This is a genomic window from Alcanivorax profundi, from assembly GCF_003597125.1.
GTDB lineage: Bacteria > Pseudomonadota > Gammaproteobacteria > Pseudomonadales > Alcanivoracaceae > Alcanivorax > Alcanivorax profundi.
In genome coordinates this window covers 24,253-50,385 of the sequence record NZ_QYYA01000001.1, presented here as the reverse complement: position 1 = coordinate 50,385, position 26,133 = coordinate 24,253, and the positions used below count along the sequence as shown (strand labels likewise).

The 26,133-nt window shown below is 57.7% G+C and carries 22 protein-coding genes; 8 read left to right on the top strand and 14 right to left on the bottom strand.

Annotation, left to right across the window (positions count from 1 at the left end; all coding sequences use genetic code 11):
- Nucleotides 1-86 precede the first annotated feature (86 nt).
- A complete protein-coding gene (chrA, locus tag D4A39_RS00200) occupies nt 87-1,223 on the bottom strand; it encodes a chromate efflux transporter (protein ID WP_119917294.1) in 1,137 nt (378 codons plus the stop codon).
- Nucleotides 1,224-1,319: 96 nt separating this feature from the next.
- Here chrA and recQ point away from each other — a divergent pair, with 96 nt between their 5' ends.
- A complete protein-coding gene (recQ, locus tag D4A39_RS00195) occupies nt 1,320-3,455 on the top strand; it encodes a DNA helicase RecQ (protein WP_119917293.1) in 2,136 nt (711 codons plus the stop codon).
- Nucleotides 3,456-3,565: 110 nt separating this feature from the next.
- Nucleotides 3,566-5,515: a metallophosphoesterase family protein gene (locus D4A39_RS00190; protein WP_199699409.1), complete on the top strand. Its 1,950-nt coding sequence runs from the start codon at nt 3,566-3,568 to the stop codon at nt 5,513-5,515.
- 29 nt (nt 5,516-5,544) lie between these two features.
- Here D4A39_RS00190 and D4A39_RS00185 read toward each other — a convergent pair whose 3' ends face one another.
- Complete coding sequence (locus D4A39_RS00185) at nt 5,545-5,976, bottom strand: MgtC/SapB family protein (RefSeq protein ID WP_022983957.1); 432 nt, start codon at nt 5,974-5,976, stop codon at nt 5,545-5,547.
- A 158-nt stretch (nt 5,977-6,134) separates the two neighbouring features.
- On the opposite strand from D4A39_RS00185, the gene D4A39_RS18145 reads away from it, so the two are divergent.
- The gene (locus D4A39_RS18145; RefSeq protein ID WP_022983958.1) at nt 6,135-6,263 is read left to right on the top strand and encodes a hypothetical protein; all 129 of its coding nucleotides are present in this window, start codon (nt 6,135-6,137) and stop codon (nt 6,261-6,263) included.
- An 84-nt stretch (nt 6,264-6,347) separates the two neighbouring features.
- Nucleotides 6,348-7,721 (top strand): DEAD/DEAH box helicase, encoded by a 1,374-nt coding sequence (locus tag D4A39_RS00180; protein WP_119917292.1) that lies wholly within the window; start codon nt 6,348-6,350, stop codon nt 7,719-7,721.
- Between the two features lie 376 nt (nt 7,722-8,097).
- Here the strand turns inward: D4A39_RS00180 and D4A39_RS00175 are convergent, their stop codons facing one another.
- The 3 genes from D4A39_RS00175 to D4A39_RS00165 form a co-directional block, all read right to left on the bottom strand.
- Entirely contained in the window at nt 8,098-8,772 is a 675-nt protein-coding gene (locus tag D4A39_RS00175; RefSeq protein ID WP_022983960.1) for a hypothetical protein, read from the bottom strand.
- 126 nt (nt 8,773-8,898) lie between these two features.
- Nucleotides 8,899-9,399, bottom strand: a complete 501-nt coding sequence (locus tag D4A39_RS00170; RefSeq protein ID WP_119917291.1) for a PraA/PraB family alkane oxidation protein activator — start codon at nt 9,397-9,399, stop codon at nt 8,899-8,901.
- A gap of 129 nt (nt 9,400-9,528) precedes the next feature.
- Nucleotides 9,529-10,434 carry an aspartyl/asparaginyl beta-hydroxylase domain-containing protein gene (locus D4A39_RS00165; RefSeq protein ID WP_022983962.1) on the bottom strand — a complete coding sequence of 302 codons (906 nt, stop codon included), beginning with the start codon at nt 10,432-10,434 and terminating at the stop codon, nt 9,529-9,531.
- Nucleotides 10,435-10,641: 207 nt separating this feature from the next.
- Here D4A39_RS00165 and D4A39_RS00160 point away from each other — a divergent pair, with 207 nt between their 5' ends.
- From D4A39_RS00160 to D4A39_RS00150, 3 genes are all read left to right on the top strand, one after another.
- Complete coding sequence (locus D4A39_RS00160) at nt 10,642-12,360, top strand: mechanosensitive ion channel family protein (protein WP_147393866.1); 1,719 nt, start codon at nt 10,642-10,644, stop codon at nt 12,358-12,360.
- On the top strand, nt 12,347-13,639 hold the full coding sequence (locus D4A39_RS00155; protein ID WP_119917289.1) for an LssY C-terminal domain-containing protein: 1,293 nt from the start codon (nt 12,347-12,349) through the stop codon (nt 13,637-13,639). The genes D4A39_RS00160 and D4A39_RS00155 overlap by 14 nt, the downstream gene beginning before the upstream one ends.
- A gap of 160 nt (nt 13,640-13,799) precedes the next feature.
- Nucleotides 13,800-13,979 (top strand): hypothetical protein, encoded by a 180-nt coding sequence (locus D4A39_RS00150; protein ID WP_022983965.1) that lies wholly within the window; start codon nt 13,800-13,802, stop codon nt 13,977-13,979.
- Nucleotides 13,980-14,274: 295 nt separating this feature from the next.
- Here D4A39_RS00150 and D4A39_RS00145 read toward each other — a convergent pair whose 3' ends face one another.
- The 9 genes from D4A39_RS00145 to D4A39_RS00105 all read right to left on the bottom strand — a co-directional run bounded on the left by D4A39_RS00145 (nt 14,275) and on the right by D4A39_RS00105 (nt 25,211).
- Nucleotides 14,275-15,666: a DUF4397 domain-containing protein gene (locus D4A39_RS00145; RefSeq protein ID WP_119917288.1), complete on the bottom strand. Its 1,392-nt coding sequence runs from the start codon at nt 15,664-15,666 to the stop codon at nt 14,275-14,277.
- A gap of 350 nt (nt 15,667-16,016) precedes the next feature.
- Complete coding sequence (gene sat / locus D4A39_RS00140) at nt 16,017-17,222, bottom strand: sulfate adenylyltransferase (protein ID WP_022983968.1); 1,206 nt, start codon at nt 17,220-17,222, stop codon at nt 16,017-16,019.
- Between the two features lie 584 nt (nt 17,223-17,806).
- Nucleotides 17,807-18,865: a succinylglutamate desuccinylase/aspartoacylase family protein gene (locus D4A39_RS00135; RefSeq protein ID WP_022983969.1), complete on the bottom strand. Its 1,059-nt coding sequence runs from the start codon at nt 18,863-18,865 to the stop codon at nt 17,807-17,809.
- A 109-nt stretch (nt 18,866-18,974) separates the two neighbouring features.
- On the bottom strand, nt 18,975-19,883 hold the full coding sequence (gene rimK / locus D4A39_RS00130) for a 30S ribosomal protein S6--L-glutamate ligase (protein ID WP_022983970.1): 909 nt from the start codon (nt 19,881-19,883) through the stop codon (nt 18,975-18,977).
- A gap of 58 nt (nt 19,884-19,941) precedes the next feature.
- Nucleotides 19,942-20,376 carry an ATP-dependent zinc protease family protein gene (locus D4A39_RS00125; protein WP_022983971.1) on the bottom strand — a complete coding sequence of 145 codons (435 nt, stop codon included), beginning with the start codon at nt 20,374-20,376 and terminating at the stop codon, nt 19,942-19,944.
- A complete protein-coding gene (gene gloA, locus D4A39_RS00120) occupies nt 20,376-20,759 on the bottom strand; it encodes a lactoylglutathione lyase (protein ID WP_022983972.1) in 384 nt (127 codons plus the stop codon). The genes D4A39_RS00125 and gloA overlap by 1 nt, the downstream gene beginning before the upstream one ends.
- 177 nt (nt 20,760-20,936) lie before the next feature.
- Nucleotides 20,937-22,181 carry a beta-propeller fold lactonase family protein gene (locus tag D4A39_RS00115; protein ID WP_233552374.1) on the bottom strand — a complete coding sequence of 415 codons (1,245 nt, stop codon included), beginning with the start codon at nt 22,179-22,181 and terminating at the stop codon, nt 20,937-20,939.
- Between the two features lie 279 nt (nt 22,182-22,460).
- A complete protein-coding gene (locus D4A39_RS00110) occupies nt 22,461-23,795 on the bottom strand; it encodes a YncE family protein (RefSeq protein ID WP_119917286.1) in 1,335 nt (444 codons plus the stop codon).
- Between the two features lie 192 nt (nt 23,796-23,987).
- Nucleotides 23,988-25,211 (bottom strand): argininosuccinate synthase, encoded by a 1,224-nt coding sequence (locus D4A39_RS00105; RefSeq protein ID WP_102790303.1) that lies wholly within the window; start codon nt 25,209-25,211, stop codon nt 23,988-23,990.
- A 184-nt stretch (nt 25,212-25,395) separates the two neighbouring features.
- Between D4A39_RS00105 and rnt the strand changes: the two genes are divergently transcribed.
- A complete protein-coding gene (gene rnt, locus D4A39_RS00100; RefSeq protein WP_102790302.1) occupies nt 25,396-26,064 on the top strand; it encodes a ribonuclease T in 669 nt (222 codons plus the stop codon).
- Nucleotides 26,065-26,133: the final 69 nt, after the last annotated feature.

The following is a 26,133-nucleotide window of genomic DNA, read 5'->3' as shown; positions in this document are numbered from 1 at the left end:
TAAAGAAGTGAATCATTATTCCGCCCTTCAGGCAAGGCCGGTAGTCGGGCTGGGGATGAGTTGAACTTTAAACTTTCAACGGCCCTTCACAGCGCCCCCGCCACGACGCCAAGCCCCGTCATCCCCAGCACCATCCCCCACAACGGCACCTTGCCACTGCGCAGCAGCCAGAAACCCGCCACCACCACCAGCAGATCCCAGACACCCTGCACCGCAGACACAAACACCGGCTGATACAGGGCCGCCAGCAGCAACCCCACCACCGCCGCATTGATACCCGCTACGGCACCGGCCAGCGCCGGGCGAGAGGACAGCCATTGCCAGGCGTCCATCAAACCCAGCACCAACAGAAAGCCGGGGAGGAAAATCGCCAGGGTAGCAACCAGCGCCCCCAACCAGGGGCTCGACGGCAACAGCACCGCCCCCAGATACGACGCCAGGGAGAACATGGGCCCCGGCACCGCCTGGGCCGCCGCATAGCCGGTCAGGAACGCATCCGGGCTGAGCTGTGGCCCCACCAATTCCTGCAGCAACGGCAGCACCACATGCCCGCCACCGAACACCAGAGCCCCGGCCGTGAAAAAATCATTCCACAGTCCCAGTAACCGGCCGCCAGCCAAAACGGCAACTCCCGCGAGCAACGCCAATACCAGCAACGGAAAGCGCCGAATAACAGGCTGACCTTCGGCTGGAGCTGCGGTATCTGGTCTTAACCAGCACCAACCCAGCCCGGCCGCAACGATCAGCGCGACAATCTGCCCATAAAGTGACGACCCGATAATCAGCAACCCCGCTACCGCCACGGCCAGGACGCGGGTCAGGCGACCGGTGCAAAAACGCTTGCTCATGTTCCACACCGCATCGGCCACCACCATCACCGCCAACCATTTCAGTCCAGTGATGGCACCGCCTTGCAACGCATCCGGTAACCGGTGGGCATAGATGCCCAGCAAGGCCATCAGCACAAACGAGGGCAGCGTGAAGGCCACAAAGGCGGTAAAAGCCCCCGGCACACCGCCTCGCAGACGGCCAATCGCGAAGCCCAGCTGGCTGGATGCCGGGCCGGGGAGAAACTGGGTCAAGGCCAGCAAACGGGCGAACTCGGCGTCATCCAGCCATTTCAGCTCTTCCACGAAACGGCGGTGAAAATAGCCCACATGAGCAGCAGGCCCTCCAAAGCTGACCAGACCCAGGAGCAAAAACTGACGAAAGATTTCTTTCATGACTGACTCAAAAATCCGTTAATTCAGCCCCGGAACCTAGCACATTCAGGCGTCGGGAAGATGTCAGGTTACTCCCCCGACAGGTATACTCACGCCATGCAATCCGATGCCCACTCCGTCCTCCAGCATGTGTTCGGCTATCACCAGTTCCGCGGTGAGCAGCAGGCCATCATCGACACCCTTGTGAACGGCGACGACGCCCTGGTACTGATGCCCACCGGCGGCGGCAAATCCCTCTGTTACCAGATTCCAGCCCTGGTGCGGCACGGCACCGGCGTGGTGATCAGCCCACTGATCGCCCTGATGCAAGATCAGGTAGACGCCCTCAAGGCGCTGGGCGTCAAGGCGGGGTTTCTCAACTCCACCCTGAATTTCGAGCAGGTAAGGGCATTGGAAGACGCCTTGCTCAATGGCGAGCTGGACATGCTCTACATTGCGCCAGAGCGCCTGATACAGCCACGCACCCTGTCGCTGTTACAGCAGGCAGATATCGCCCTGTTCGCCATCGACGAAGCCCACTGTGTATCCCAGTGGGGGCACGACTTCCGTAACGACTATCTGCAACTGTCGCTACTGCACCGGGAATTCCCCGCCGTGCCGCGTATTGCGCTCACCGCCACGGCAGACCAGCGCACCCGGACAGAGATCGCCGAGCGGCTGGACCTGAGCCAGGCGCGGCACTTTGTTTCCAGTTTCGACCGCCCCAACATCCAGTACCGCATTGAACGCAAGGACGGCGCCCGTAACCAGCTACTGCGCTTTATCCGCACGGAACACAGCGGTGATGCAGGCATTGTCTACTGCCTGTCGCGCAACAAGGTGGAAACCGTGGCCGACTGGCTGTGCCAGCAGGGTATTCGTGCCCTGCCCTACCATGCCGGGCTCGCTCCCCAGGTAAGAGAAAACCACCAGCAGCGATTCCTGCGCGAAGACGGTATCGTCATGGTAGCCACCATCGCCTTCGGCATGGGCATCGACAAACCGGATGTCCGCTTCGTCGCCCACCTGGATCTGCCCAAAAGCATCGAGTCCTACTATCAGGAAACGGGCCGGGCCGGCCGCGACGGTGAACCGGCCACTGCCTGGATGGCCTATGGGCTGGAAGATGCCATCAAACTCAAGCAGATGCTGGCCCAGAGCAGCGGCAGCGAGCAACACAAGCGCAACGAGAACCAGCGTCTTGAGGCCATGCTTGGGCTCTGTGAAGTAACACACTGCCGGCGCCAGGCCCTGCTGCATTATTTCGATGAAACCCTGGACGCCCCCTGCGGCAACTGTGACACCTGCCTGAACCCGCCGGAAACCTTTGATGCCAGCGTTGCCGCCCAGAAAGCCCTCAGCTGTGTCTTTCGGACCGGCCAGCGCTTTGGCGTCAGCCACCTGGTGGATGTGCTCACCGGCAATCGCAGCGACAAGGTTGCCAGTGCCGGTCATGACCATGTCTCCACCTGGAATATCGGCAGTGAATTCAGTGCCAGCCAGTGGAAAAGCATCTACCGCCAGCTGGTTGCCCGCGGCCTGCTCAGTGTGGACATGAACGGCTACGGCGCCCTCAAGCTCACCGAAACCTGCCGCCCTTATCTGCGTGGCGAACAGCCCTTGCTCCTGCGCAAGGAGCTAGCCAGAGCAAAGAAAGCCACCACCCGCAAAAGCCAGGCCCATATCGCCGACGCCGACCGCACCCTGTGGGAAGCCCTGCGGGCCTGCCGCAAACGGTTGGCAGAGGAAGAAGGCGTACCGCCCTATGTGGTCTTCCACGATGCAACCCTGATGGACATGCTCGCCATCCGCCCACGCAACCGGCAGGAAATGGCCGCTGTCAGCGGCGTCGGGGATCGCAAGCTGGAACGCTATGGCGACGAATTCCTGGCGGTCCTCAACGACAGCGACGCCCCCACCGGGTTGGCTGAAACCGCCGGCCCGGACAGCAACGATATCCTCGCCCTGGCCCTTGCCAATATGCGCCCTGCCGACATTGCCCGCCAGCAGGGTGTCAATGAGCAAACCGTATACCGGGAGCTCAGCCAGCTAGTGGTCAGCAGTCATTTAAGTCTGGAACAGGCCCTGGGCATCAGCGACGTGGAGATCGGCATCATTCAGGACGCCCTGCTCAGCCAGCCGAATCTTGCGGAAGACACCTTCAGCTACCGGCAGCTGCGCGAATACCTGGCCGACGACTGGCCCACAGGCGTTCTACACTGTGTCCGGCAGGCCCTTCTGTCACAGAACTGACTTTCGTTCAGTACTATCGTTCAAATAACATTCACGAGAGCGTTAACTCGCCAACACAATCCCCCGCCACACTCTCCAGGGACCAATCATCAACCACTGGGGATACGATCGTGAAATTACTGAATTCGGGCCTGGCAGCCCTGGCCGCGGCATTGATACTGAGCGGCTGCGGCGGGGATTCTTCGTCTAACGATGGCGACACCACCACGGAAAAAGACGGCGCCTCAAGCACCACTCAGACGGTGAAAATTGGAATACTCCCTGATACCCAGGGAGGTGGCGACAATGTGGCCATGCATCCAATGAAGGCCGTACTGGACAAGGAACAGGCTCTGGGGGTCAACATCGTGATTCCCGTGGGCGACCTGACCGACCACGGTACCACCGGAGAGTTTGAGCAGTGGACGTCAATTGCCGAGGGCTACCGGGAGGCAGGCATTGAGTTCCTGCCACTCATGGGGAACCACGAGGACAGCTACGCCTATTCGGTCGAATGGATCGAAAACATGAAGCACTACATTCCGGACGATGCCGTTCACATGGCTGGCGCGCAATACCTGAATTACTACGTGGTCCGCGAAAACGTGCTGATCATTCTCCTCAAGTACTACAACCTGCCCATCGCCTTCCAGTGGATCAAGGACGCGGTCAACACTCACCGCGACGATGTGGAACACATAGTCATCGCCAGCCACGACGGCCTGATTGGCGCCAAGTACGGTGAAACCCGGGAAATGATCGTTGAAGGCACCACCGGTGACGATTTGTTGCTGAACCAGTGGGATGACATCCGCGCGTTTTTTGCCCGTAACGACATCATCTGGGTGCAGGGTCACGAACACATGTACCAGCGCTCCGTGATTACCGCACCCATCTATGTTGATCCGACATCGTGGACCGAAGAAGAAGGTAATTACCGGATTCCCCAGTACACCCAGATTGCTTCCGGCAATGCATCCTACAAGGGGTATGAATTCCGCTATGGCGAGAGGGAGCTGGTGCAACGGATCATCCAGCAAAAAATGAACACCATGAGCAATGGCTCTACGGCCTACGACGCGAATGCCTCAGTACTCACTTTCAGTGGCCCTCGTGTTGACTACGAGTCGTGGTTCACCGAACACACCATCAAGAGCAATGAGGACGGCGTAAAGGAACTGGCCGAGCCTGACTGGAAACTACTGGACCGTTTCTCCCGTACCACCAACCGCTGCGAGCGCGTGGTTTACCCCAACTCTATCCCCGAGGGCACGCGCCCGGTGATGTATCTGGATAGCCAGTACATCAGCAATGACTGTCAGGGTGAAGATGGCAGCATCGCCCGCATGGTGGCCGGCACCAATAACACTTTCAACCGTCTCGAGAGCCGCACCCGAGACATGGAGCTGACCCCGGGATTCAGCCGCGCTCAATCCGTTGAAGACCTGATGCGACTGTCATACCAGTTCCTGTTTCAGTACAACCAGCCCTGGACACCCAATCTCAACGCGGAAAACCGGGTGATGCCCAATGGTGGCGACAGCAATGTGCTCGACATTCCCGAAACCACCATGGATCTGAAGGAAGATGTAGCCATGAGCTGGCTGACCAGCGATGGCAGTACGCTTAGCGATATCCTGATTATCAGCGGCACCCAGAACCAGACAGGCACCTATTCCAGTGCCTACGGGGCCGTCAAGGACATCGAAGCGGATGCAGGTCTGCCCGGCAGCCAGCCCGACGGAAGCGCCAAAACCGCGCACTCCCTACCGGACAGTGCCAGCAAGGACTGGGACCTCGCCACCGCCATTTCGGACCGTTATGCCCTGACATTTGATGCATCCGACAACCTTGATACGGCAGCAGCCACGCTGGGCATCATGACTGCAGCGGGCTGGGAGGCAGTGACTCCTGAAGGCTGCGTGGTGGAGCAACCCTTTGACAGCAGCTTCCTGTCCACGCCCCCCGTGCGGGAGTCGCTCTGTGATGGCAGCCCTCTTGTCGGTTTTGACTCCGACCACGGCCAGCGTTGGTGGGTGGTACTGGAGCAGGACGCCGAACTCGCCCTGATTTCACGGTAATCACCTGACTCCCCCGCCTGACGGGGGAGTCAACTTTCCTCCTCCTCTCTTTTAAAGGAGCGCGAAAACTGCAGGATCAGGAAGTTGATGATCGACAACACCAGCGCGATTTCGTAGCGGCTATAGGCCACCGAGATGCCGATGGCGCCGGTGTTCCACAAACTCGCCGCCGTGGCGGTACCACTGACATTGCCCCCGTTTTTCAGGATCGCACCACCACCGATAAAACCCATCCCGGTGATCAGTCCATACATCACCCGCGCTTCCGCATCCGAGCCGGTATAAACCTGCATCCCGACCAGCATGTATCCACAGGCCGCAATAGAAACCAGCGGGAAGGTTCTCAGCCCCGCCCCCCGGGCCATTTGTTCACGGTTCCACGCCACTGGCAGCGCGAGAACAAAGGCAATACCCAGCTGATAAAGATGGGTTAATACCTGATGCCAATCCAGATCATTCATTCACCACCTCCTTCGGCATGAACAATATTCTGCATTGCAGAACCGCACTCATCAGTCACGCTCCGTAAGAAAAAGCTTACAACCGAGCAACAGAAACGCCCCTGCTGGACCGCTACTGTAAAGCCTGAGGGTAAAGAATAACCGCAGGGGATAGATAGATGGAACATGATGAAATTCTGGACATGGAGTGGGTCCCGGACTCACTGGAAAGCATCTTCGAAGATAACCATGCAGACATCACAGGACGCTGGGAGTCTGTAACAGACCACGACAGCCACGCCGCCTAACGGCTGTCACTGGTCGGAAATCGCTCGAACCGGGGACCTGAATCAGGTAGGCTTGCCGCCCTTTCCCCGCTGGTTCGTCCCCCCATGCATTTTTCCGATCTCGGGCTTTGTGAAGCTCTGCAAACCGCTGTTGCCGACCACGGATACAGCACCCCATCCCCTATTCAAGCGCAAGCCATTCCTGCCGTGCTGGAAGGTCGTGATGTCATGGCCGCAGCCCAGACCGGGACCGGAAAAACCGCCGGGTTCACCCTGCCCCTGCTGGAACGTTTGCGTACCGGTAAAGCCGCCAGTCATAACCAGGTGCGCGCACTGGTACTGACGCCAACCCGCGAACTGGCCGCCCAGGTGGCCGATAGTGTTGCCACCTACGGCAAACACTTGCCGCTGAAATCCACGGTGGTCTTCGGTGGGGTCAAGATCAACCCGCAAATGCAGCGCCTGCGCGGTGGTGTGGACATTCTGGTGGCAACCCCGGGTCGCTTGCTGGATCTGTACCAGCAAAATGCGGTGAAGTTTGATCATCTGGAAGTGCTGGTACTGGACGAAGCCGACCGCATGCTGGACATGGGTTTTATCCATGACATTCGCAAGATTCTCGCCCTGCTGCCCAAGCGTCGCCAGAACCTGATGTTCTCAGCGACGTTCTCACCGGACATTCGTGCACTGGCCAAGGGGCTGGTGAATGATCCGGTGGAAGTGGATGTCAGCCCGCGCAACACCACCACCGAGCTGGTCACTCAATGGATTGCTCCGGTGGACAAGAAACGCAAGCCCGCCTTGCTGACGCACCTGATCCAGGAACACAACTGGTATCAGGTACTGGTCTTCAGCCGCACCAAGCATGGGGCCAACCGTCTGGCCAAGCAGCTGGAAGGCAGTGGCATCGAAGCGGCCGCGATTCATGGCAACAAGAGCCAGAATGCCCGCACCCGCGCGCTGGCGGACTTCAAGAGCGGCAAGATTCGCGCTCTGGTGGCCACGGATATTGCCGCCCGGGGCCTGGATATCGAGCAGTTGCCTCAAGTAGTCAACGTGGATCTGCCCAACGTCCCGGAAGACTATGTGCACCGCATTGGCCGCACCGGTCGCGCCGGCGCCACCGGTCAGGCCATCTCGCTGGTCAGCGCTGACGAATTCCAGCAGCTCACCGATATCGAACGGCTCACCCAGCAACAGCTGGAACGCAAGATTGTGGCCGGTTTCGAACCGGGCGAGCCGCTACCTGCCGCACGCCCACTGCAAGCACCCAAGCGAAAACGGCCCAAGAAGCCCAAAAAAACCGGGGTAGCGCAAGACCAGCGTCAGTCATCGTCAGGGAATCAGGGCGATCAGAAAGCGGCCCGCCCTGCCGGCAATCGCCCGCCTCGTGGCAACAAGCCTGGCGGCGGAAATGGTCAGCAACGTCGCCGGCGCCGCCCCAGTGGCAACCGTGCACAGGCCAGGACCGGGTCATAATCTACCCCTGACCGCGGCTCCCATTGAGGCCCCAACTATGGGAGCCGTGATTCCACCGGGAGCGGATTCGCGGGAAAAGCCAGGTTTGATCCTCCCACCTATCCGTGGGAGCGTCGCTGGCGGCGCAATAGCCCAGGCCTGGATCAAACCAGAGACCACTGAGAAAAGACGCTCTTAAGCTCTGTGACCTCTGTGATAAACACTGCTTTTAACGGTTCTGGTTATCGCGCAGCAAAGGAACGCCCGCAGGGCGGCCCCGAAGGGATGAGCGAAGCGAATAACCGACGCTCCGCAGGCTGGCAGCGGTCATACCCTTCCCCCCAACCAGAGAAGGCGCCAACGGCGCCTTCTCTGGATCAAGCTTTAGGGGGAATCCTCAGCGCTGCATCAGCAACGACGCATAGTGCCCCATGTAGTTCTTCAGCTCGGCATTACCCAAATCACGCAGCACCTTGTTGTTGACGGAGTGAACCGCCTTGCGGCTGCCATCCACGCCCACATTGAGCGCCTTCTGGGTAACGAAACCGATCTTCACGTGCTTGGTGTTCACCACAAAGACTTCATCGATGATCTTGTCTGCCAGCTCGCCCATGACTCGGGTGACCAGCGCCACATCTTCAGCGCCGCGACCTTCAGCACACAGATCACAGGCTTTGCGGAAATCGGTTGCGAAGCTGTCTTCAACGGGGAAAGCGATATACGCATGGTTACCGTTGTCATCACCGGCTTGCCAGTACATATCCTTCACATTGGCAACAACAGGGGCAAATTCCTTGTTGGAAACTTTCTTGAAAATCTGACGGGTCAGCATGCTGGATGCCTTGCCAGCAGTCGATACAGCGAAATCAATCACCTTCTTCTGACCACCGGAAAGATTCGCCATATTGGCAGGCTCTACCAGAAACAAACTGATGACGCGATCGGTGAGAAAATCCACCATATGAATGAATTTCTCGGCACTGTCCTTGTGATCGTGCTCGATGGCATGGAGAAAGTCTTCGGTGCTGTTCACCAGCGCCGGGTTAGCGGGAATCGCTACCACGTTCTGCATGGGATAGTCCTTGCCTGTTCAAAGAGGACGACATAATAGCCGCCGCGCACAGTGCATGAAACTGCCACAGGGACCGATTTACAAAGCCCGTACGTCAATGCTGTGAAACTGGCACAGTCAGCAATGTCAGTGCTGCATGACCAAAGGGGTTGCCGCTTGGATATCCACTTGAGGGGAGGTCTGCATGGTGCCATTCATGGCGCAGTCCGGCGCCAGACTCACTGCATCGAAAGTGGCCTCAGCGCCCTCATTTTCCCATGCCAGACTGACCGGGCCCGGACCGCAGATGCCCCCCAGCAGCGGCACCCGAACTTTCACCTGCATATCAACCACTGTCAGCTGATAAGGGCTATCAACCTGCCCCCTCCAGGGCAGTCCCAGCGCCTTAATACTCTTGCAGAGAGGATTCAGTCCACCAAATGAGACCGAAGTGACGCGAATTCCCCCGCCGTCGGCCACATGGCCATTAAACGTGGTATCACAACTGACCGGAATATGGCCCTTTTTCAAAGCCAGCTCACCGCTGGCAGAGAACTCCCCTGCCGGCGCAACTACCACGGCATTCCCCGCCGAGGCTGTCGAGACCATCAGGATTGCCAGCCCCCCGGCTATCACCTTCCATCGCATTCGTGCCATTCCCTTGTTTTTTATTCACCGGATGGTGGCACGACTGAAGCGCGGGTGCCAAGAGACCGGGGTCTCAGTCAGGCACTGCCGCCGGAAGATTTTTGCTCAACCTGGGGCGAATGGCGGCTATCAGACGATCTGATAACCGATGGCACCCAGTACACCCAGAATCACACACCACTTGGCGGTGACATAGAATGGCTTGTTACGACGCTTCACGGATTTCAGAAACTGCTTGTATGCCAACACCCCTTTACCCAATTTGTTACCCACACCGGTGTGTTCCGGATTCAGGTTATCGATAAAAAACAAGCGATTGAAAAACCAGCCGAAGGCCCAGTAGATCTTCTGGACAAGCTTTAGCTTCATGGGGCGGTCCACGTCTGTCATCAGGATGATGCGCGGGGTATCAGTGTTGTTCCAGGCAGAGTGGATATAGGTCTCGTCAAACACCACACTGTCGCCATCGCGCCAGATATAGTCATCTTCGTTGATGGTCAGACCACACCCTTCATCATTGGGGGTACTGAGCCCCATGGAGTAGCGCAGCGTATAGGCAAACGGATCGTGGTGACGATTCAATTTCTTGCCAGGCATGAGCACTGCGAACAGGGCAATGTTCATGGAGGGAATCTGGTCCAGCAAGGCCATGGTCTTGGGGGCCAATGCGTAGGCCGACGGCAGCTTGTTGTCGTAGACCTTCAGGTAAAAGCTGGTCCAACGACCATCCTTGTAGAAACTGCTGGCAGGCAAATCATCCTTGGCCGTGATATTCCCCCCGGTGTACAAGGCCAGCGCCTCATCCCGGATCGTTTCCCAGTTATCTTCAATCAGTTGCAACTCTGGAAAATGAGATTTATCCACCCGCGGCGTGGTTGGTACCTTTGACAGCAGATAGGCCGGAATATTGAACGGCACCATAAAGGTAGAAAAGTCTGTCAGCTGACGCTTGAGCCCGAAAGGCTGCGCGTTGCGTAGACGAATAAAGACGATGCAGCCCACATAAAGCAGCAGCGCACTGATAATCACGGCCATAGTAAGGAACCCTCAAACATATCGCCCGCTTTGCGCAGGCCCTTTTGCTGCCGCATTCTAAAGCAAAACCCCGTGCAAATCCGGACCTCCATCGTTCCTGAGGCACCTTTGCTCGGTCAACCCTGGCTGCAGATCCCATCACCGTTTGGCCTGGGGGCCTCCACAGGGTACATTCTCTGCTTGATACCCATCATTGAGACCGAGTTCATGTCACGGATTCAGGCCCTGTGTGCCTTTCTGTTCCTGTTACCCGCGCTATCACTGGCCCAGGACGCCTCTCCCACCTTCAAGGATGTGCTGGATAGCGGCGAGAAGTCGGAAGCAGTGATTGCAGAAGCGCTGGAAAACGACAACCTGCAACCCGGCGACACGCCACTGTCTACTATTCTGGCGATCATGGAGGCCGGCAATCGTAATGACTGGGAGAGCGCCAGCCAGTTCCTGGACATGCGCTACCTGCCCGAGGATATGGCCAATGCCACCCCCTCGGAACTGATGGAGCAGCTTGCCATTGTATGGGGGCAACAACGGGTTCTGGACCTCACCCGCCTGTCCAATGAACCCCGGGGGCATCAGGAAGACGGCCTGCCCAGTTACCGCGACAAACTCGGCACGCTGGCAACACTGGACGACACGCTGGTACTGTATTTACAGCGCATCCCGCAGGATGGCCGCAGGATCTGGAAAATATCCAACGCCACCGTGCAGCAGATTCCCATGTTATGGGAACAGTTCGGCTACAACCCCGTGGTTATTCAGCTGGGAGACTTTCTCCCGGAGTTCACCCTTCTGCACATGCAAAACTGGCAAGTCGCCGGTTTTATACTGATGCTGATCGGCGCCTGGGCGATTGCCGCGCTGCTAAGAAAGTTCATGCTTCGCGTTCTGGAGCATTCCGAACGATACCGTGACACCCTGCACCGCTTTGTGGTGATGCCACTGCGCTGGTTCGTGTTCTTCAAGTTGCTACAGATCGGGGTGGGCGAGCTGGGATTGTCGATACGTGCCCGCGTCTATCTGAATGAATCCGCCCTCGGCTATCTGGCGACAGTATTCCTGGTGCTGGGCATCATCGAACTGCTTTCTGCCCTGTTCCTCAGCAATGCCAATAACCAGAAATACTGGTCGGGCATTATTCGACCGGTACGTACCATTCTGAAAATGATCGCCATCGTGGTGATCTTCCTGCTGTGGCTGAGCGATTCAGGATACGATATCACCACCGTGCTGACAGGCCTTGGCATTGGCTCTATTGCCGTGGCACTGGCCGCGCAGAAGACCCTGGAAAATGTCATCGGCGCCTTCACGCTCTATATCGCCAAGCCGATCCAGCCCGGAGACTTCTGCGTCGTGGGCAGTACCGCCGGGGTAGTGGAAGAGATCGGCCTGCGCTCTACCCGGATACGCCGCATGGATCGCAGCGTGGTCTATGTCCCGAACTCGGTCCTGTCCAGTGCCAGCATCGAAAATATCAGCGAATCAGACTTCCGCCGCTACCAGCGAGATCTGCACATCCGCCTGGGCGCCAGCCCGGATCAGCTACGCAACCTGCTCGCCGATCTGCGCCGACTGATTTACAGCCATCCAAGGCTTACCGAGCGGGCAGCTCGGGTACGTTTTGTGGAGATCCTGCGCGACAGTTACCGTCTGCAAATCAACTGCTATGTGGACAGCAGCGAATACAGCCAGTTTCTCGCCGTTAGCGAAGATCTCAATCTTCGCATCCTCTCGTTACTGGAAGAACACGGACTTCAATTGGCCGTGCCGGTACAACAATGGGTACGTGGCGACAACAACGCCGACGCGGGTGATGCCAACATCCCCGACACTACCTTGCAAGCCTTCCCGGATTTCGAAAAAGAAGCTAAAAACAATATGAAAGGGACACTCGAGTACCCGGAAAAAGGGCGCCATGAACAGGACTAACCCGTACCTCGCCATTGTTCTTCTGAGCATCCTGCTTGGCCTTACTGCCTGCACCTTTCGCCCCTGCACAGTAGATGAGCAGACGCTTCGTGCCAACGCACTGCATCATCACGAGGAGCAATTGACTGTCAGTGCCACGGTCATCAGTGACAGCGACGCCAGAGAGATTTTTGGTGTTGGCCTGGGTAGCCACGGTATTCAGGCCGTCTGGCTGGAAATAGATAACCGTACTGGGCAAACGCTTTATTACCTGCCTGTAACCACAGACCAGCAGTACTTCTCTCCCCTTGAGGTGTCATGGAAAGTGAAGGGCAAATTCAACAACGAAGACGAGCAGGCTGTCGACAGAATGTTCGTTTCACGGGCAATGCCAATCAACCTCCCGCACCAACAGCGAACCAGCGGCTTCGTGTTTACCAATCGTGACCTGGGCATCAAGGTCATCAATGTGGATTTACTTGGCGGCGGCCGCAGCTGGCAAACCTCGTTCATGGTCGATGTACCCGGCATCAAACTGGATGTGGAGAAAGTGAATTTCTCTGGCCTGTATGAAAAGCATGAATATCAGCAACTGGATCGCGATGGCCTGCGCGAATGGTTGGCTCAACAGCCCTGCTGCACGGCAAATGAAGAGAACAGCAAAAGTGGCGACCCGGTTAACTTCGTATTGGTAGGCGATAGTCAACTCCTGCTCAGTGCGATGGTGCAACGGGGTTGGGATGTCACCGAACGGATTCACGGCGGCTCCATCTGGAAAACAACCAAGTCCTTCCTGGTTGGTTCGAGCTATCGCTATTCCCCCGTCAGCTCGCTCTATACGCTGGGACGTCCACAGGATCTGGCGCTCCAGAAAGCCCGTGGCAACATCCATCAACGCAATCACCTGCGCCTGTGGCGCGCCCCTGTACAGTGCGATGGGCAGCCCGTGTGGCTGGGCCAGATCAGCCGTGATATTGGGGTTCGCTTCACCTTCAAATCGCCGACTCTGACCACACACAAGATTGACCCGGATGTGGATGAAGCGCGGGATTACCTGCTCCAGGACATGATCTTTTCGCAACGTCTCGCAGAATTTGGCTACGTCAGAGCCATGCCACCCCACCCCATCGAATCGCCAGGGCACAATCTCACCGGCGATCCGTTCATGACAGACGGCCTGCGGCTTGTGATGTTTTTCCACAGCCCAATGACCCCAATGCATGCAGTCAGGAACCTGCATTGGCAGGAGGCCAACCGGGACCGCCGCCAATGGCTGGAGCACACCCCCCAACACCAATGACGATCACTGAGCACGGACAGCTCTGTGCCAAGCCGCCACACGCTGTCACAAACACTTAATGTGTATATACATTGACTATCACTTAGATAGCCAATAGTTTGATTGCAAGTCGCCGGTAAACTCGCGACGATGCAGCCTGTTTTCTCTGACGGTTTCACCCATGTCAAAAGACAAGAGCAAGTCCAAAAAGAAGAACAGTCAACTCATCGTTCGCATCAACGACGAAGAACGCCTGCGCTTTATCGAGCTCTGCGAAGAACTGGATACCAGTGCAGCGCGTGAAGTACGCCGCTTTATCCGTGACTTCATCAAGGCCGAGGAATCAACGCCCGGCGATTAGCCGCAACCCGGCCTATCACTTGCGATCAATGGAGAAACATCATGTCCAAAAAGAAAAAACTGAAAAAAGCCATCAAGCAAAGTAAAGCCAAGATCAACAAACACGAAAGCGTGCTGAAGAAGCTGAAGAAGAAGCTGAAAAAGCTCTGAATCAGACAGCATGAAACGGGCCTGCGGGCCCGTTTTTACTGGCAACGACAAAATCACCTCTCCTACTGGCGTCGTGCGCAGCCCCAAAACAAAGGGCCCGCATAAGCGAGCCCGTTGCCTTGAGCGCATTCGTTTCCCGACAGGGGTTATGGCGCAGATTCATCCACTAGCGGTAACAGGGTCAACGCCTCCGTTGAGCCGTCACCGAGTGCGATCACGGTATAGACCTTCTCACTCTCCAACGTCACCTCATCAGCAATGGCCACATCGTTACTCCCTGCTGCAGTCACCAGTGCCGTAATATCCCCCAGCACACTCACTGACAGATAACCAGAATCTTCCTGATACCCCAATCCGGTGCCCAGGGTAAGCAAGGGGGCCACACCGCTCACGGTACTGGTAACGCCCGCTACAAGGCCTGTGGTGGCATAAACATCCACATCAGCACCTTCACCCTCGGCAAAAGGTGCCGCGTGTACAATCCTGACCCGGGCTTCCATGACCGGAGCACTGGTTAAGTCGTCCTGCAGGGCATACAAACCCAGCGGCAAGGTATCGGCAGCATTGACGGTACCGTTTGCAACCACGGTGTAGTATCCCCCACGCTCCAGCACCGGCTGAGCTTCGATTACCGCATCAGCAATGTCCCCGTCGGCCAACACCACATCAAGCTTCGGCTGGCTGTTTACTGCCACATAGCCCCCCGTGCTATTGCCAAAGGCGAAGTCTTCCAGGGCCGGCGTGGCTGATTCGTTGATATACACATCAACCAACGCGCCCGGCACACCATGCACCACACGAACATAAGCGGTGTCGTCCACAACCACCGGATTTTTGTCCGTTCCCGTCAATACCACCAGGTCCACCGGGGCCCGGTCGGTGAGGCTGTCCAGGGCCACCACCGAAATATTGTCGCCACTGTTCAAATTGATGGGCCCCGAGTCGTAAATCACGTCCTGACTGGCACCACCAGTGATACGAATCTGGTATTCACCCACGTCCTGATCAGGCAACAACACATTCGCGTTAAAGGTGGCGTCATCCACCGTAGGAGCCGCAGGCAAAGCATCCCCGTTGGCAGTTACATAGATATCCACCGTACCAGCATTCGCTGCTGCATGGATCACGTTGACACGTGCCTTGCCAGACATGACCGGGTTCCGGGATTCTTCCACGGACAGCAAGTCGCCGAGCATGGGGTCGGCGGCGATAATACTGAATCGATCGTTTCTTTCCAGGTCATACGTTTGTGAAAACAGCACGTTGTCGGTACCGGCTTCCAGTACCTGCACAGCACGCTCACCTGGAGCAAGATCCAGGTTGCCGGAAGCCTGCTGGTAGGCTACATCCTGCAAGACCAGCTCACCGTCCACGGCCACGTCCACATTCACGGCACCACGAATACCGTGCAGAACCCGTACCTGTGGATCAGCCACTCCTAGCCCAGCACGAACATCATCATCCGAGTCACCGCCACAGGCGGCCAGCATCCCCATCAGGGCAATCACGCTGGTTCCTTTCCAGTACGCCTTCATCATTTTTTTTGCTCCTCTTGATCATTCCACCGTCTCGGTGGCAATCCCCCCGGCACCAACCGGGATGACCGTTAGGGTCATCCGCATTGGAGAACGAAACAGGTCAATCAAGAGTGAAGAAAAGCGTGAATTTTCAGTGAGTTACGCGTGCTTTTTGCGTGAAAGCGACAACCCTGTCACGGTTGGGTAGTGAAGTAGCAATCAAAAAAGGAAAACGGTGTCGGGAAGCAGAGAGGGAAACGGGTAGCAACGCCAGCGCGTTCAATCCCTGTCTCGCCCATGCCTGCCAAAACAAAAAAAGCCTCTATGCAGAGGCTTTTCTTGAACCTTGAACGGAACCCGTACCAGGAAAATTATTTACCGGCATCCAGCGCCTGGTAGTAATCCATCAGGATCTGCGCCACTTCCGGGCGGGAGAATTCCGGCGGCGGGGCAATGCCCTGACCCAGCATCTCACGCACCTTGGTACCGGACAGCAGCACGAAGTCGTCCTTGGTGTGATCCGGCACATCACGCATCATCACCACGCGATCCAGCTTCTTGGAGTAAGCAGTGTGATCGGCTTCGAAGATCTTGATCTCCAGCGCACCCGCCGGCACCTTGTCCTGGAAGATGGTCTGGGCGTCGAAAGCCCCGTAGTAATCACCCACACCCGCATGGTCACGGCCAACGATCAGGTGACTGCAACCACAGTTCTGACGGAATACCGCGTGCAGTACCGCCTCGCGGGGCCCGGCATACAGCATGTCGAAGCCGTAACCGGTGATCATCACGGTGTTGGGCGGGAAGTACACTTCCACCATCTTGCGGATGGAGGCATCACGCACGTCAGCCGGAATATCACCAGCCTTCAGCTTGCCCAGCAGCATGTGAATCAGGATGCCGTCAGCATTCAGGGCTTCCTGGGCCATGCGGCACAGTTCTTCGTGGGCACGGTGCATGGGGTTACGTGTCTGGAACGCCACCACATTGTTCCAGCCACGCTCAACGAATTCGTTGCGGATGGACACCGCAGTGCGGAAGGTATCCGGGAAGTCGTCGGCAAAGTAAGAGTAGCTCAGTACCTGGATGTCACCGGACACGATGAAGTTACCAGCCGCGAGGAAGTTGGCCACGCCCGGGTGTTGCTTGTCGGTGGTGGCAAACACCTGCTCGGCGACCGCTTCCAGCTCGGCATCGGTGGCTTCTTCAATGGCCGCCACGTCCATCACCGCGATGACCGGCTGGCCATCCACATTGGGGTCACGCAGGGCAATGCGCTTGGCGTCTTTGATGGCGCTCACGTCTTTCAGCATATTGACGATCGGCACCGGCCAGAACAGGCCATTGGCAGTGGTCAGGTTTTCCGCCACCGACAGCATGTCCGCCTTGTTCATGTAACCGGTCAGCGGGGTGAAATAGCCAGCGCCCATCATCACCGCATTGGCGGCAGCGGCAGAACTGATCACCACAGAAGGCAGAGACTCGGCTTCCTTCTGCAAAGCAACGCGTGCAGCTTCATCCGCAACGTACAGGGGGGTTAGTGCGTCCGCGCCATGCGGCTTGACCAAAGCGACCATCTATTCACTCCAAAGGCTCTATCAACAAGGTGTCCATTTCGCGGCGGAGTATAGCAAAGGATAAGCCTCAGGTCGGCCCGACAAAGAGAAATAAGGAAAGCACAGAAAGACATAAGAGGACGCGTATTAAGAACAACAACACTGACCAAAAGAACAGCCAGCCATCAAAGTCTGCCTTTTTGTAAGCGATATCCCATATTGTGAGTTGCCCGATGACGAGGCTCTTTGATGATTATTGCGTCTTGACACGAATATGATAAATCGCGTCCCAGCATGTTTCTTTAAGGTCAGCATCTTCGTCAGGATCATTAACAATCTGCATGAGAGCCTCTAGCACTTCACTACCTTCATAATTTGCTAATGATAGGGCGGCATCGTCTCGGTCGATATCACCAGATGACTTAGCAAGTAGAATTCGTATTAGCGCTCTCGGTTGCTCCCTATCCATCTCGTAAATTCAAAGCATATGGGGAACACACATAAACCCAAACAGACAGCTTCTAGCGCTACCCCACTGCTGGCGGGCAATTTGTGCGCACCCCCAACCCGGTAACCAATTGATGGGTCTACTCAGTTAAAAGGAATCAGACGATGGGAGGCTCACCGGCCAGGGTCGGGCCTTTTTCGATATCCGAGGTAAACACTTCCAGGGACTGGGCCACTTCGCTGACTTCCTCGAAGCGGGCGATGTGGTAGAGGGCTTCGCCTTCATTCACCAGCGGCAGGTTGTTGCGGCCAACCAGGATGCCGGCGGCGGGGGCGTGGATGGAGACATCATCGCCACCGAAGGGGCTGGAGATTCGACCGATGAGATCGCCTTTCTTGATCCAGGCACCCAGTGCCACCAGGGACAGGAAGACGCCGTCGCGCTCGGCACGCACCCAGCTGGAGGAGCGGGCGATGTAGGGCTCGGCGGGGGGTTTGGTGCGGCGGATGCCGGTCATGCCCAGGTGCTGCATGATGTTGAGCACGCCTTTCACCCCGGCACGAATGCTGGCCTCATCAAAGCGCAGGGCTTCACCGGCCTCGTAGGTGATAACAGGGATGCCCTGGGCTTCGGCCACTTCACGCAGGGTGCCCTCACCCAATACCGAGTTGATCACCACCGGCACACCAAAGGCATTGGCCATGGCTGCGGTGTCATCGTTGGACAGGTCCGCCCGAATCTGCGGCAGGTTAGCGCGGTGAATGGCGCCGGTGTGCAGATCCACTGCGTGGGTGGCACGATCCAGCACCTGGCTCTTGAACTGCCAGGCCATACGCGCCCCCAGGCTGCCGGTTTCAGAGCCGGGGAAGCAGCGGTTCAGGTCGCGACGGTCTGGCAGATAACGGGTCTTGTGAATAAAGCCGAATACATTCACCACCGGCACCGCCAACAGGGTGCCATTGATGCTTTTCAGGGCAGAGTGACGCAGCAAGCGGCGGATAATCTCCACCCCATTCAGCTCGTCCCCATGAATTGCTGCACTGACCATCAGTACCGGACCGGGCTTGCGGCCATGAACAACATGGATCGGCACGTTAAGCGGCGTCTGGGTGTAAAGTTGTGCCAGCGGCAATTCCACCTTGGCCCGAGTGCCTGGCTGCACAGTAATGCCATCAATTTCAAAAGGCGTGTTTTTCGGTTCTTTTGGATTTTTCATTCTTCACCCGAGACAACAAACTCTCATCATCTTCAGCCAGCGCAGCCAACTTTCACGCCGGGCGGTTTTTCGCTATCAACGATTCACTACTAACGGTGAATTCCCGTTGTTATCCCTTCGCGCCTTTGGTCTGGGTGCGATAGGGACGCGCATCTTTTTCGATGAACTGAATGATCATGCCCGCCACATCTTTGTTGGTAGCGGTTTCGATACCCTCCAGCCCCGGCGAGGAGTTCACTTCCATCACCACCGGGCCGTGGTTCGAGCGCAGGATATCCACCCCCGCCACATTCAGCCCCATGATCTTGGCAGCACGCACCGCCGTGGCCCGCTCTTCCGGGGTTATGCGGATCAGGCTGGCACTGCCTCCGCGATGCAGATTGGAACGGAACTCACCCGGTGCCGCCTGGCGTTTCATTGCCGCGATCACCTTGCCGCCCACCACAAAACAGCGAATGTCGGCACCACCGGCTTCCTTGATGTATTCCTGCACCATCACCGAGACGTTCAAGCCCATAAAGGCTTCGATCACTGACTCTGCCGCCTTGCGGGTTTCCGCCAGCACCACACCAATGCCCTGGGTACCTTCCAGCATCTTGATCACCAACGGTGCTCCACGCACCATGTTGATCAGATCAGGAATATCATCCGGGGAGTGGGCAAAGCCGGTGATGGGCAACCCCACACCTTTGCGCGACAACAGCTGCAAGGAACGCAGCTTGTCCCGGGAACGGGAGATAGCCACGGACTCATTCACCGGGAATACGCCCATCATCTCAAACTGGCGCAGCACCGCCGTACCGTATTGGGTAATGGACGCGCCGATACGGGGAATCACCGCATCAAACCCTTCCAGCACTTCGCCCTTGAAGTGAATTTCCGGTTTGTGCGCCACCATGCTCATGTAGCACCGCAAGGTGTCGATCACGTGCATTTCGTGACCAGCCGCCTCGCCGGCTTCCACCAGGCGGCGAGTGGAATAGAGTCGCTTGTTTCTCGAAAGAATCGCAATTTTCATGGCAGCACTTTGGTTAATAAACGTATTAAGTTAAGGAGATCAGTGAGACGCCAGACCGTTACGGCCTGTCCTTGTCACCGCCCAGCAGGAAAGACTCTGTGGGCTCGACCCTGATTTCTGTCATCGCGGTACGGCCCAGTAACATGCGGAACTTCATGGTTTCCCGGTCCGTCAGGGTGATTTCGATGGGCCAACGGCGCCCACCAAGATCAATCTCGGTGAGAATCACCGGCCGCTCTTCCTTGTGACCACCGGAATCCGTCACCACCCGGCGGTCCAGTACCGGTGCTTCACACACCGTCACCTGGGGCTGATCCTGAATGGGATGCAGGGAAAAGCGCACCCATTCCGTGTCGTCCCGCTTGAAGGATTCGACTTCAAACGCATGTATGGCCGAGGTTCGCGCCCCGGTGTCCACCTTCATCTTGATGGCATCAATGCCCAGTTCCGGCAGGCTGGCCCACTCGCGCCAGCCCACAGTGACTTTTCCCATCAGTCCCGTCCCAGCAATTCGATCTTGTAACCGTCCGGGTCTTCCACGAAGGCCAGCACCGTGGTGCCATGCTTCATGGGCCCGGGTTCACGGGTAATCTTGCCGCCCCGCTCGCGAATACGCTCACAAGCAGCGTACACGTCATCCACGGCCAGCGCGATATGGCCGTAACCGGTTCCCAGATCATAGCGGGACTGATCCCAGTTATGGGTGAGCTCCAGCACCGGGCCCTCGGCCTCCGGCTGGTAGCCGACAAAGACGTTGGTGAAACGGCCTTCCGGGTAATCCTTGCGGCGGATTTCGTGCATGCCCAGTACTTCGGTATAGAAAGCCACCGAGGCATCCACATCCCCCACACGCAGCATGGTATGCAGAATTCGCATGGTTCTTTGCTCCAGTTTGCGGTCCAGATTGCAGGCACCGGGAGCACCTACCCCATCAGGGGCGAATAGTGGTGTGGGCGGGGACAATTGACAATGAAAAACTCGTAAAGAACGCAATTTTCTCCGTCAGGGTCAGGCTGCACAGCCATGACCCTGACGGGGGGCGAATGGCAGGGATCAGGGCAGGAACAAGGAGCCCTGATCGTCCACCCAGCTTTGCGGGACCTTGCCCTCACGAATCCGCTGCGGGTGATCGCCAACGTCTACCCGGGCGACCTCCTGCCCACTGGCATAGTGAAAGACCGACACCTGGTCCGTGCCGCTCCAGGAAATATAGCAATGTTCGCCATCAGCGCTGGTGGTGACCCAGTAAGGCTTCTCCCCCACCCCGGTCTTGATGCGGTATTCAAACGTTTGCCGATCTACCAGGGCCACATAATCACTCATGGTTCCCGCCACACACAGCGTATCGCCGGCATCATTCATGGCAATGCCATGATGGGCCGAGTCGTTCAGGTACCGCTCAATGGGCATGTCCGGGACCAGATTGGGCAAGGTTGCCAGACGGGTAATACGATCGTCCTGCATGTCATATTCGATAAAGCCATGAAGGAAAGAGAGCTGGAAGTAGAAATAGCGCTCATCCGGGGTGTGGGCCATGGGCCGAACGGCTGGGCTGAGGTCCGGGTACCCCGCTTCCTCCAGCTTCACTTTCATGTCGATCTTTTTGAGGATTTCCAGCGTGTGAGCATCCACCACCTGAAAGACCCGTTCGCCCTTGAGCTTGATGGGGTCCCGGTCGAGCGGCAGGAACACATGACCAATGCTGGCATGATAAAGCCGCTCACCATCATCGGAATACACGTTCTCATGGGGCGAGTTTCCTGACGGGAACTGGCCCACCTCTTCGCCGGTCTGCACATCCAGAATATGCACCACCTTCCCCGTAGAAGCGGATACCGCCACCTGCTGGCCATCCGGTGAAATGGCCATGTGGTCAGAACGATACCCTTCCACTTCAAAACGCCACGCGATCTTGCCGCTGGCAATGTCCAGCGCTACCACGTCCGCAAAACTGGGGCGGGACACAATCAGCAGTCGACCATCGTTGCTGCTGTACATGTCATCCACAAACTGGTGATGCCCCTCACCAATAAAGGTCTTGATGGCCTGAAAGAACAGCAACTCCACCGGATTCAGGTAAATCTCGGCAATGCGTTTGTTCTTGTCAGGGATCCCGTTGATGCGACCAAGCCGCTCGTGGCTTGCCACATCAATCACATCGATGGTGCCTTCCCAGTTGTTCCCCACAAAGATCACGTCACGTTCGCCGCTGGCCGCACTGCCACCGTTGTCACCCTCATCGTCCCACCAGTTCCACCAGCTGGCCGACGCCGGCAAGGGAAATAAAAAGGCAACCATGACTATCAGTGTTAAGGCGCTGTGGCGGCGACAGTGCCGGAGTGAGGTGAGCAACATGTCCTTGTCTCCCTATACGGTGTTGTTGTTGTGATTAGTGCACAACCGTAAACGTATTTGCCGGCAGGGTTCAAAAGGCAAGGGCCAGGAATGTGGGAGCGCCCGCAGCACAAGCGGGACAGGGATCACTAAAGCGACGAAAGTGCCAGTCCATAACTGGCACTTTCGTCTAAGACTTACGTCATCCAGGCCGCCGTCATGGCGGCCGGACAACCCGCCGGCTCAGGGCAGAAAGAGCGAGCCCTGGGCCTCGACCCAGGCGATCGGCACCCGCCCTTCACGAATCCGCTGGGGGTGGTCTCCCACATCGACCCGGGCCACTTCCTGCCCGCTGGCATAATGGAAAATGGACATCTGGTCGGTGCCACTCCAGGACACGTAGCAATGCTCGCCGTCGTCACTGGTGGTGACCCAGTAGGGCTTTTCACCAATACCGGTCTTGAGCGAGTACTCGAAGGTCTCCCGGTTTACCAGCGCCACATAGTCGCTCATGGTGCCGGCCACACACAGGGTGGTGTTGTCGGCGCTCAGCGCAATGCCGTGATGGGCAGAGTCGTTGACGTACACTTCCTGCGGCGTATCGGGGATCAGGTTGGGGAGCGACGCCACGCGGGTAATCCGGTCCTCTTCCATGTCGTACTCGATAAAGCCATGGAGAAATGACAGCTGGAAGTAGAAATACCGCTCGTCATGGGTATGGGCCATGGGCCGCACGGCCGGGCTCAGGTCGGCATACCCGGCCTCTTCCAGCTTGGTCTTGATATCCAGCTTGCGCAGGATCTCGAACGTCTCGGCGTCCACCACCTGAAATACCCGCTCGCCCTTGAGCTTTTTCAGCGGATCACGGTCCAGCGGGGTAAACACATGACCAATGCTGGCGTGGTAAATCCGTTTTCCATCCTCGGAATACACATTCTCATGGGGCGAATTCCCTGACGGAAACCGGCCGATCTCTTCCCCGGTCTGCACGTCGAGCACATGCACCACATTACCGGTGGAGGCCGACACGGCCACATGCTTGCCGTCCGGGGAGATGGCCATGTGATCGGAGCGATTGCCGTCGACCTCGAAGCGCCATTCGATCTCGCCACTGGCAATGTCCAGCGCCACCACATCGGCATAGCTGGGCCGGGAAACAATCAGCAGGCGACCATCGTTGGAGCTATACATGTCATCCACGTACTGGTGATGCCCCTCGCCAATAAATTGCTGAATGGCGATAAAGAACACCAGGTCCACCGGGTTCAGCACGATGGCTGCCTCGCGGGCCTGCTTGTCGGGAATCCCGTTGATCCGCCCCAGCCGCTCATGGGTGTCCCGGTCGACCACATCGATCATGCCTTCCCAGTTGTTACCCACAAAAATCACATCACGGGAGGTTGGCGTCGGGGGAGCGGGCTCAGACGGGGTATTGGGGGTGGCCGTGCTGCCCGTGTCGGCAGGGGCCGCACTGTTCGGCGATGGCGCAGTACTGTCACTGTCCCCACCGCAACCGCTGATGACCAGAGCCAGAGTCGCAGCCAACAGAGCGCGACGATGCAAGGACGGCAGAAACATAACCGGATCTCCCCAGGGTCGAATGTTGTTATTGTCGATCCCCAGAGCCTAGTTGTGACCATGGTACAAATTAAAGGGCGTTTCCTTTGCGTTATGTAAATCGCAGGTTCAACAGAACGAATCGCCAGAAACAAAAAACCGCCGCGGCCTCTAGGCCAGCGGCGGTTTCGCTCAGCGTTCGACGTTCGTCAATCAGCTCAGCTTGCGCCCGTTCTTGGCCGCAATGCGCAGACGCAGGGCGTTCAGCTTGATAAAGCCTTCCGCATCTTTCTGGTCATAGGCACCCGCATCGTCCTCGAACGTGGCGATGGAAGCATCGAACAGGCTGTCGTTGTCGGAGCGACGCCCCACCACGGTGGCATTGCCCTTGTAGAGCTTCATGCGTACTTCACCGTTGACGTGTTCCTGGGTCGCATCGATCAGTTTCTGCAGGGCCAGACGCTCCGGGCTCCACCAGTAACCGTTGTAGACCAGCTCGGCGTACTTCGGCATCACGGAATCTTTCAGGTGCGCGGATTCACGATCCAGGGTCAGAGACTCAATGGCACGGTGCGCCGGCAGCATAATGGTGCCACCGGGGGTTTCGTAGCAGCCGCGGGACTTCATACCCACGTAGCGGTTTTCCACCAGGTCCAGACGGCCAATGCCGTTGTCGCCACCCAGCTTGTTCAGTTTGGTCAGCACGTCGGCCGGGCTCAGACGCTCGCCATCAATGGACACGATGTCGCCTTTCTCAAAGCCCAGGGTAATGTAAGTGGCCTGATCCGGCGCCGCTTCCGGGCTCACGCTCCAGCGCCACATGTCGTCTTCGGCTTCCCACCACGGGTCTTCCAGATTGCCGCCCTCATAGGAGATGTGCAGCAGGTTGGCATCCATGGAGTACGGGGATTTCTTCTTCTTGCTGGAGAAGTCCACCGGGATGTTGCGCTCTTCGCAGTACGCCATCAGCTTTTCGCGGGAGTTCAGATCCCACTCACGCCACGGCGCAATCACCTGAATGCCGGGGGCCAGGGCGTACGCTCCCAGCTCAAAACGCACCTGGTCATTGCCCTTGCCGGTCGCACCGTGGGAGATGGCGTCAGCTCCGGTTTCCTCGGCAATTTCCACCAGTCGCTTGGCGATAAGCGGACGCGCGATAGAGGTCCCCAGCAGGTACTCACCTTCGTAGATGGTGTTGGCGCGGAACATGGGGAAAACGTAGTCACGCACGAACTCTTCGCGCAGGTCTTCAATGTAGATTTCCTTGACGCCCATGGCCTGTGCCTTGGCGCGGGCCGGCTCCACTTCCTCGCCCTGGCCGATATCGGCGGTGAAGGTCACCACCTCGCAGTCGTAGGTATCCTGCAGCCATTTAACGATGACCGAGGTATCCAGGCCGCCGGAATAGGCCAGCACTACCTTGTTGATCTTGGACATTGAAAGACTCCGCAAAAGGGTGGTCGTCAGCGCGGTCGCGGCCACCCGATGAATCGAGGTCGCGTATTGTACCCGCCCGCCCGTGCCGACGTCACCTGTCACCACCGCCGGGATTCCGGTAGCATAGCGACTTCCCGGCCAGGCCCAGTGCCTGAGCCGGGGCTTTTTGTCTGTTGGAGTCATCATGAGCGATCAGCACCCCAGCCTGGCGCTGCGGTTTCGGGGGTTTCTGCCGGTAGTCATCGACGTGGAAACCGGGGGATTCAATGCCAGTACCGATGCCTTGCTGGAAGTCGCCGCCGTCCTGATTGATATGGACGCCCAGGGCTACCTGCGCCCTTCCACGCGTATCCAGTTCCATGTAGACCCCTTCCCGGGGGCAAACATCGAGCAGGCCGCACTGGATTTCACCGGTATCGATCCTGACAACCCCTTACGTGGCGCGGTCTCCGAAGACACCGCCCTGAAGGGCGTGTTCGAGCCAGTCCGCAAGGCCATAAAGAAACATGGTTGCAACCGTGCCGTGCTGGTGGGCCATAACAGCTTCTTCGATCTGGGTTTCATGAACGCTGCCGCCGAACGGGCGGATATCAAGCGCAATCCGTTCCACCCGTTCTCCAGCTTCGACACCGCTGCCCTCGCTGGCCTTGTCTACGGTCAAACCGTGTTGGCGAAAGCCTGTGAGGCCGCCGGCATCCGCTTCAGCCAGCGCGAAGCCCACTCCGCACTGTATGACGCCACCCGCACGGCAGAGTTGTTCTGCTCCATGGTGAACCGCTTCCGCGACCTGGGCGGCTGGCCGCCCCCTCCCCCCGGCGAAATGCCGCCGACTCTGGCAAAAGCATTAGACTGATTGGACGCCTGACGCTGCCCATTGTTTTGACCCTGTTTTAAGCGTCAAGCATCTGGCGTCAGGCCTCCA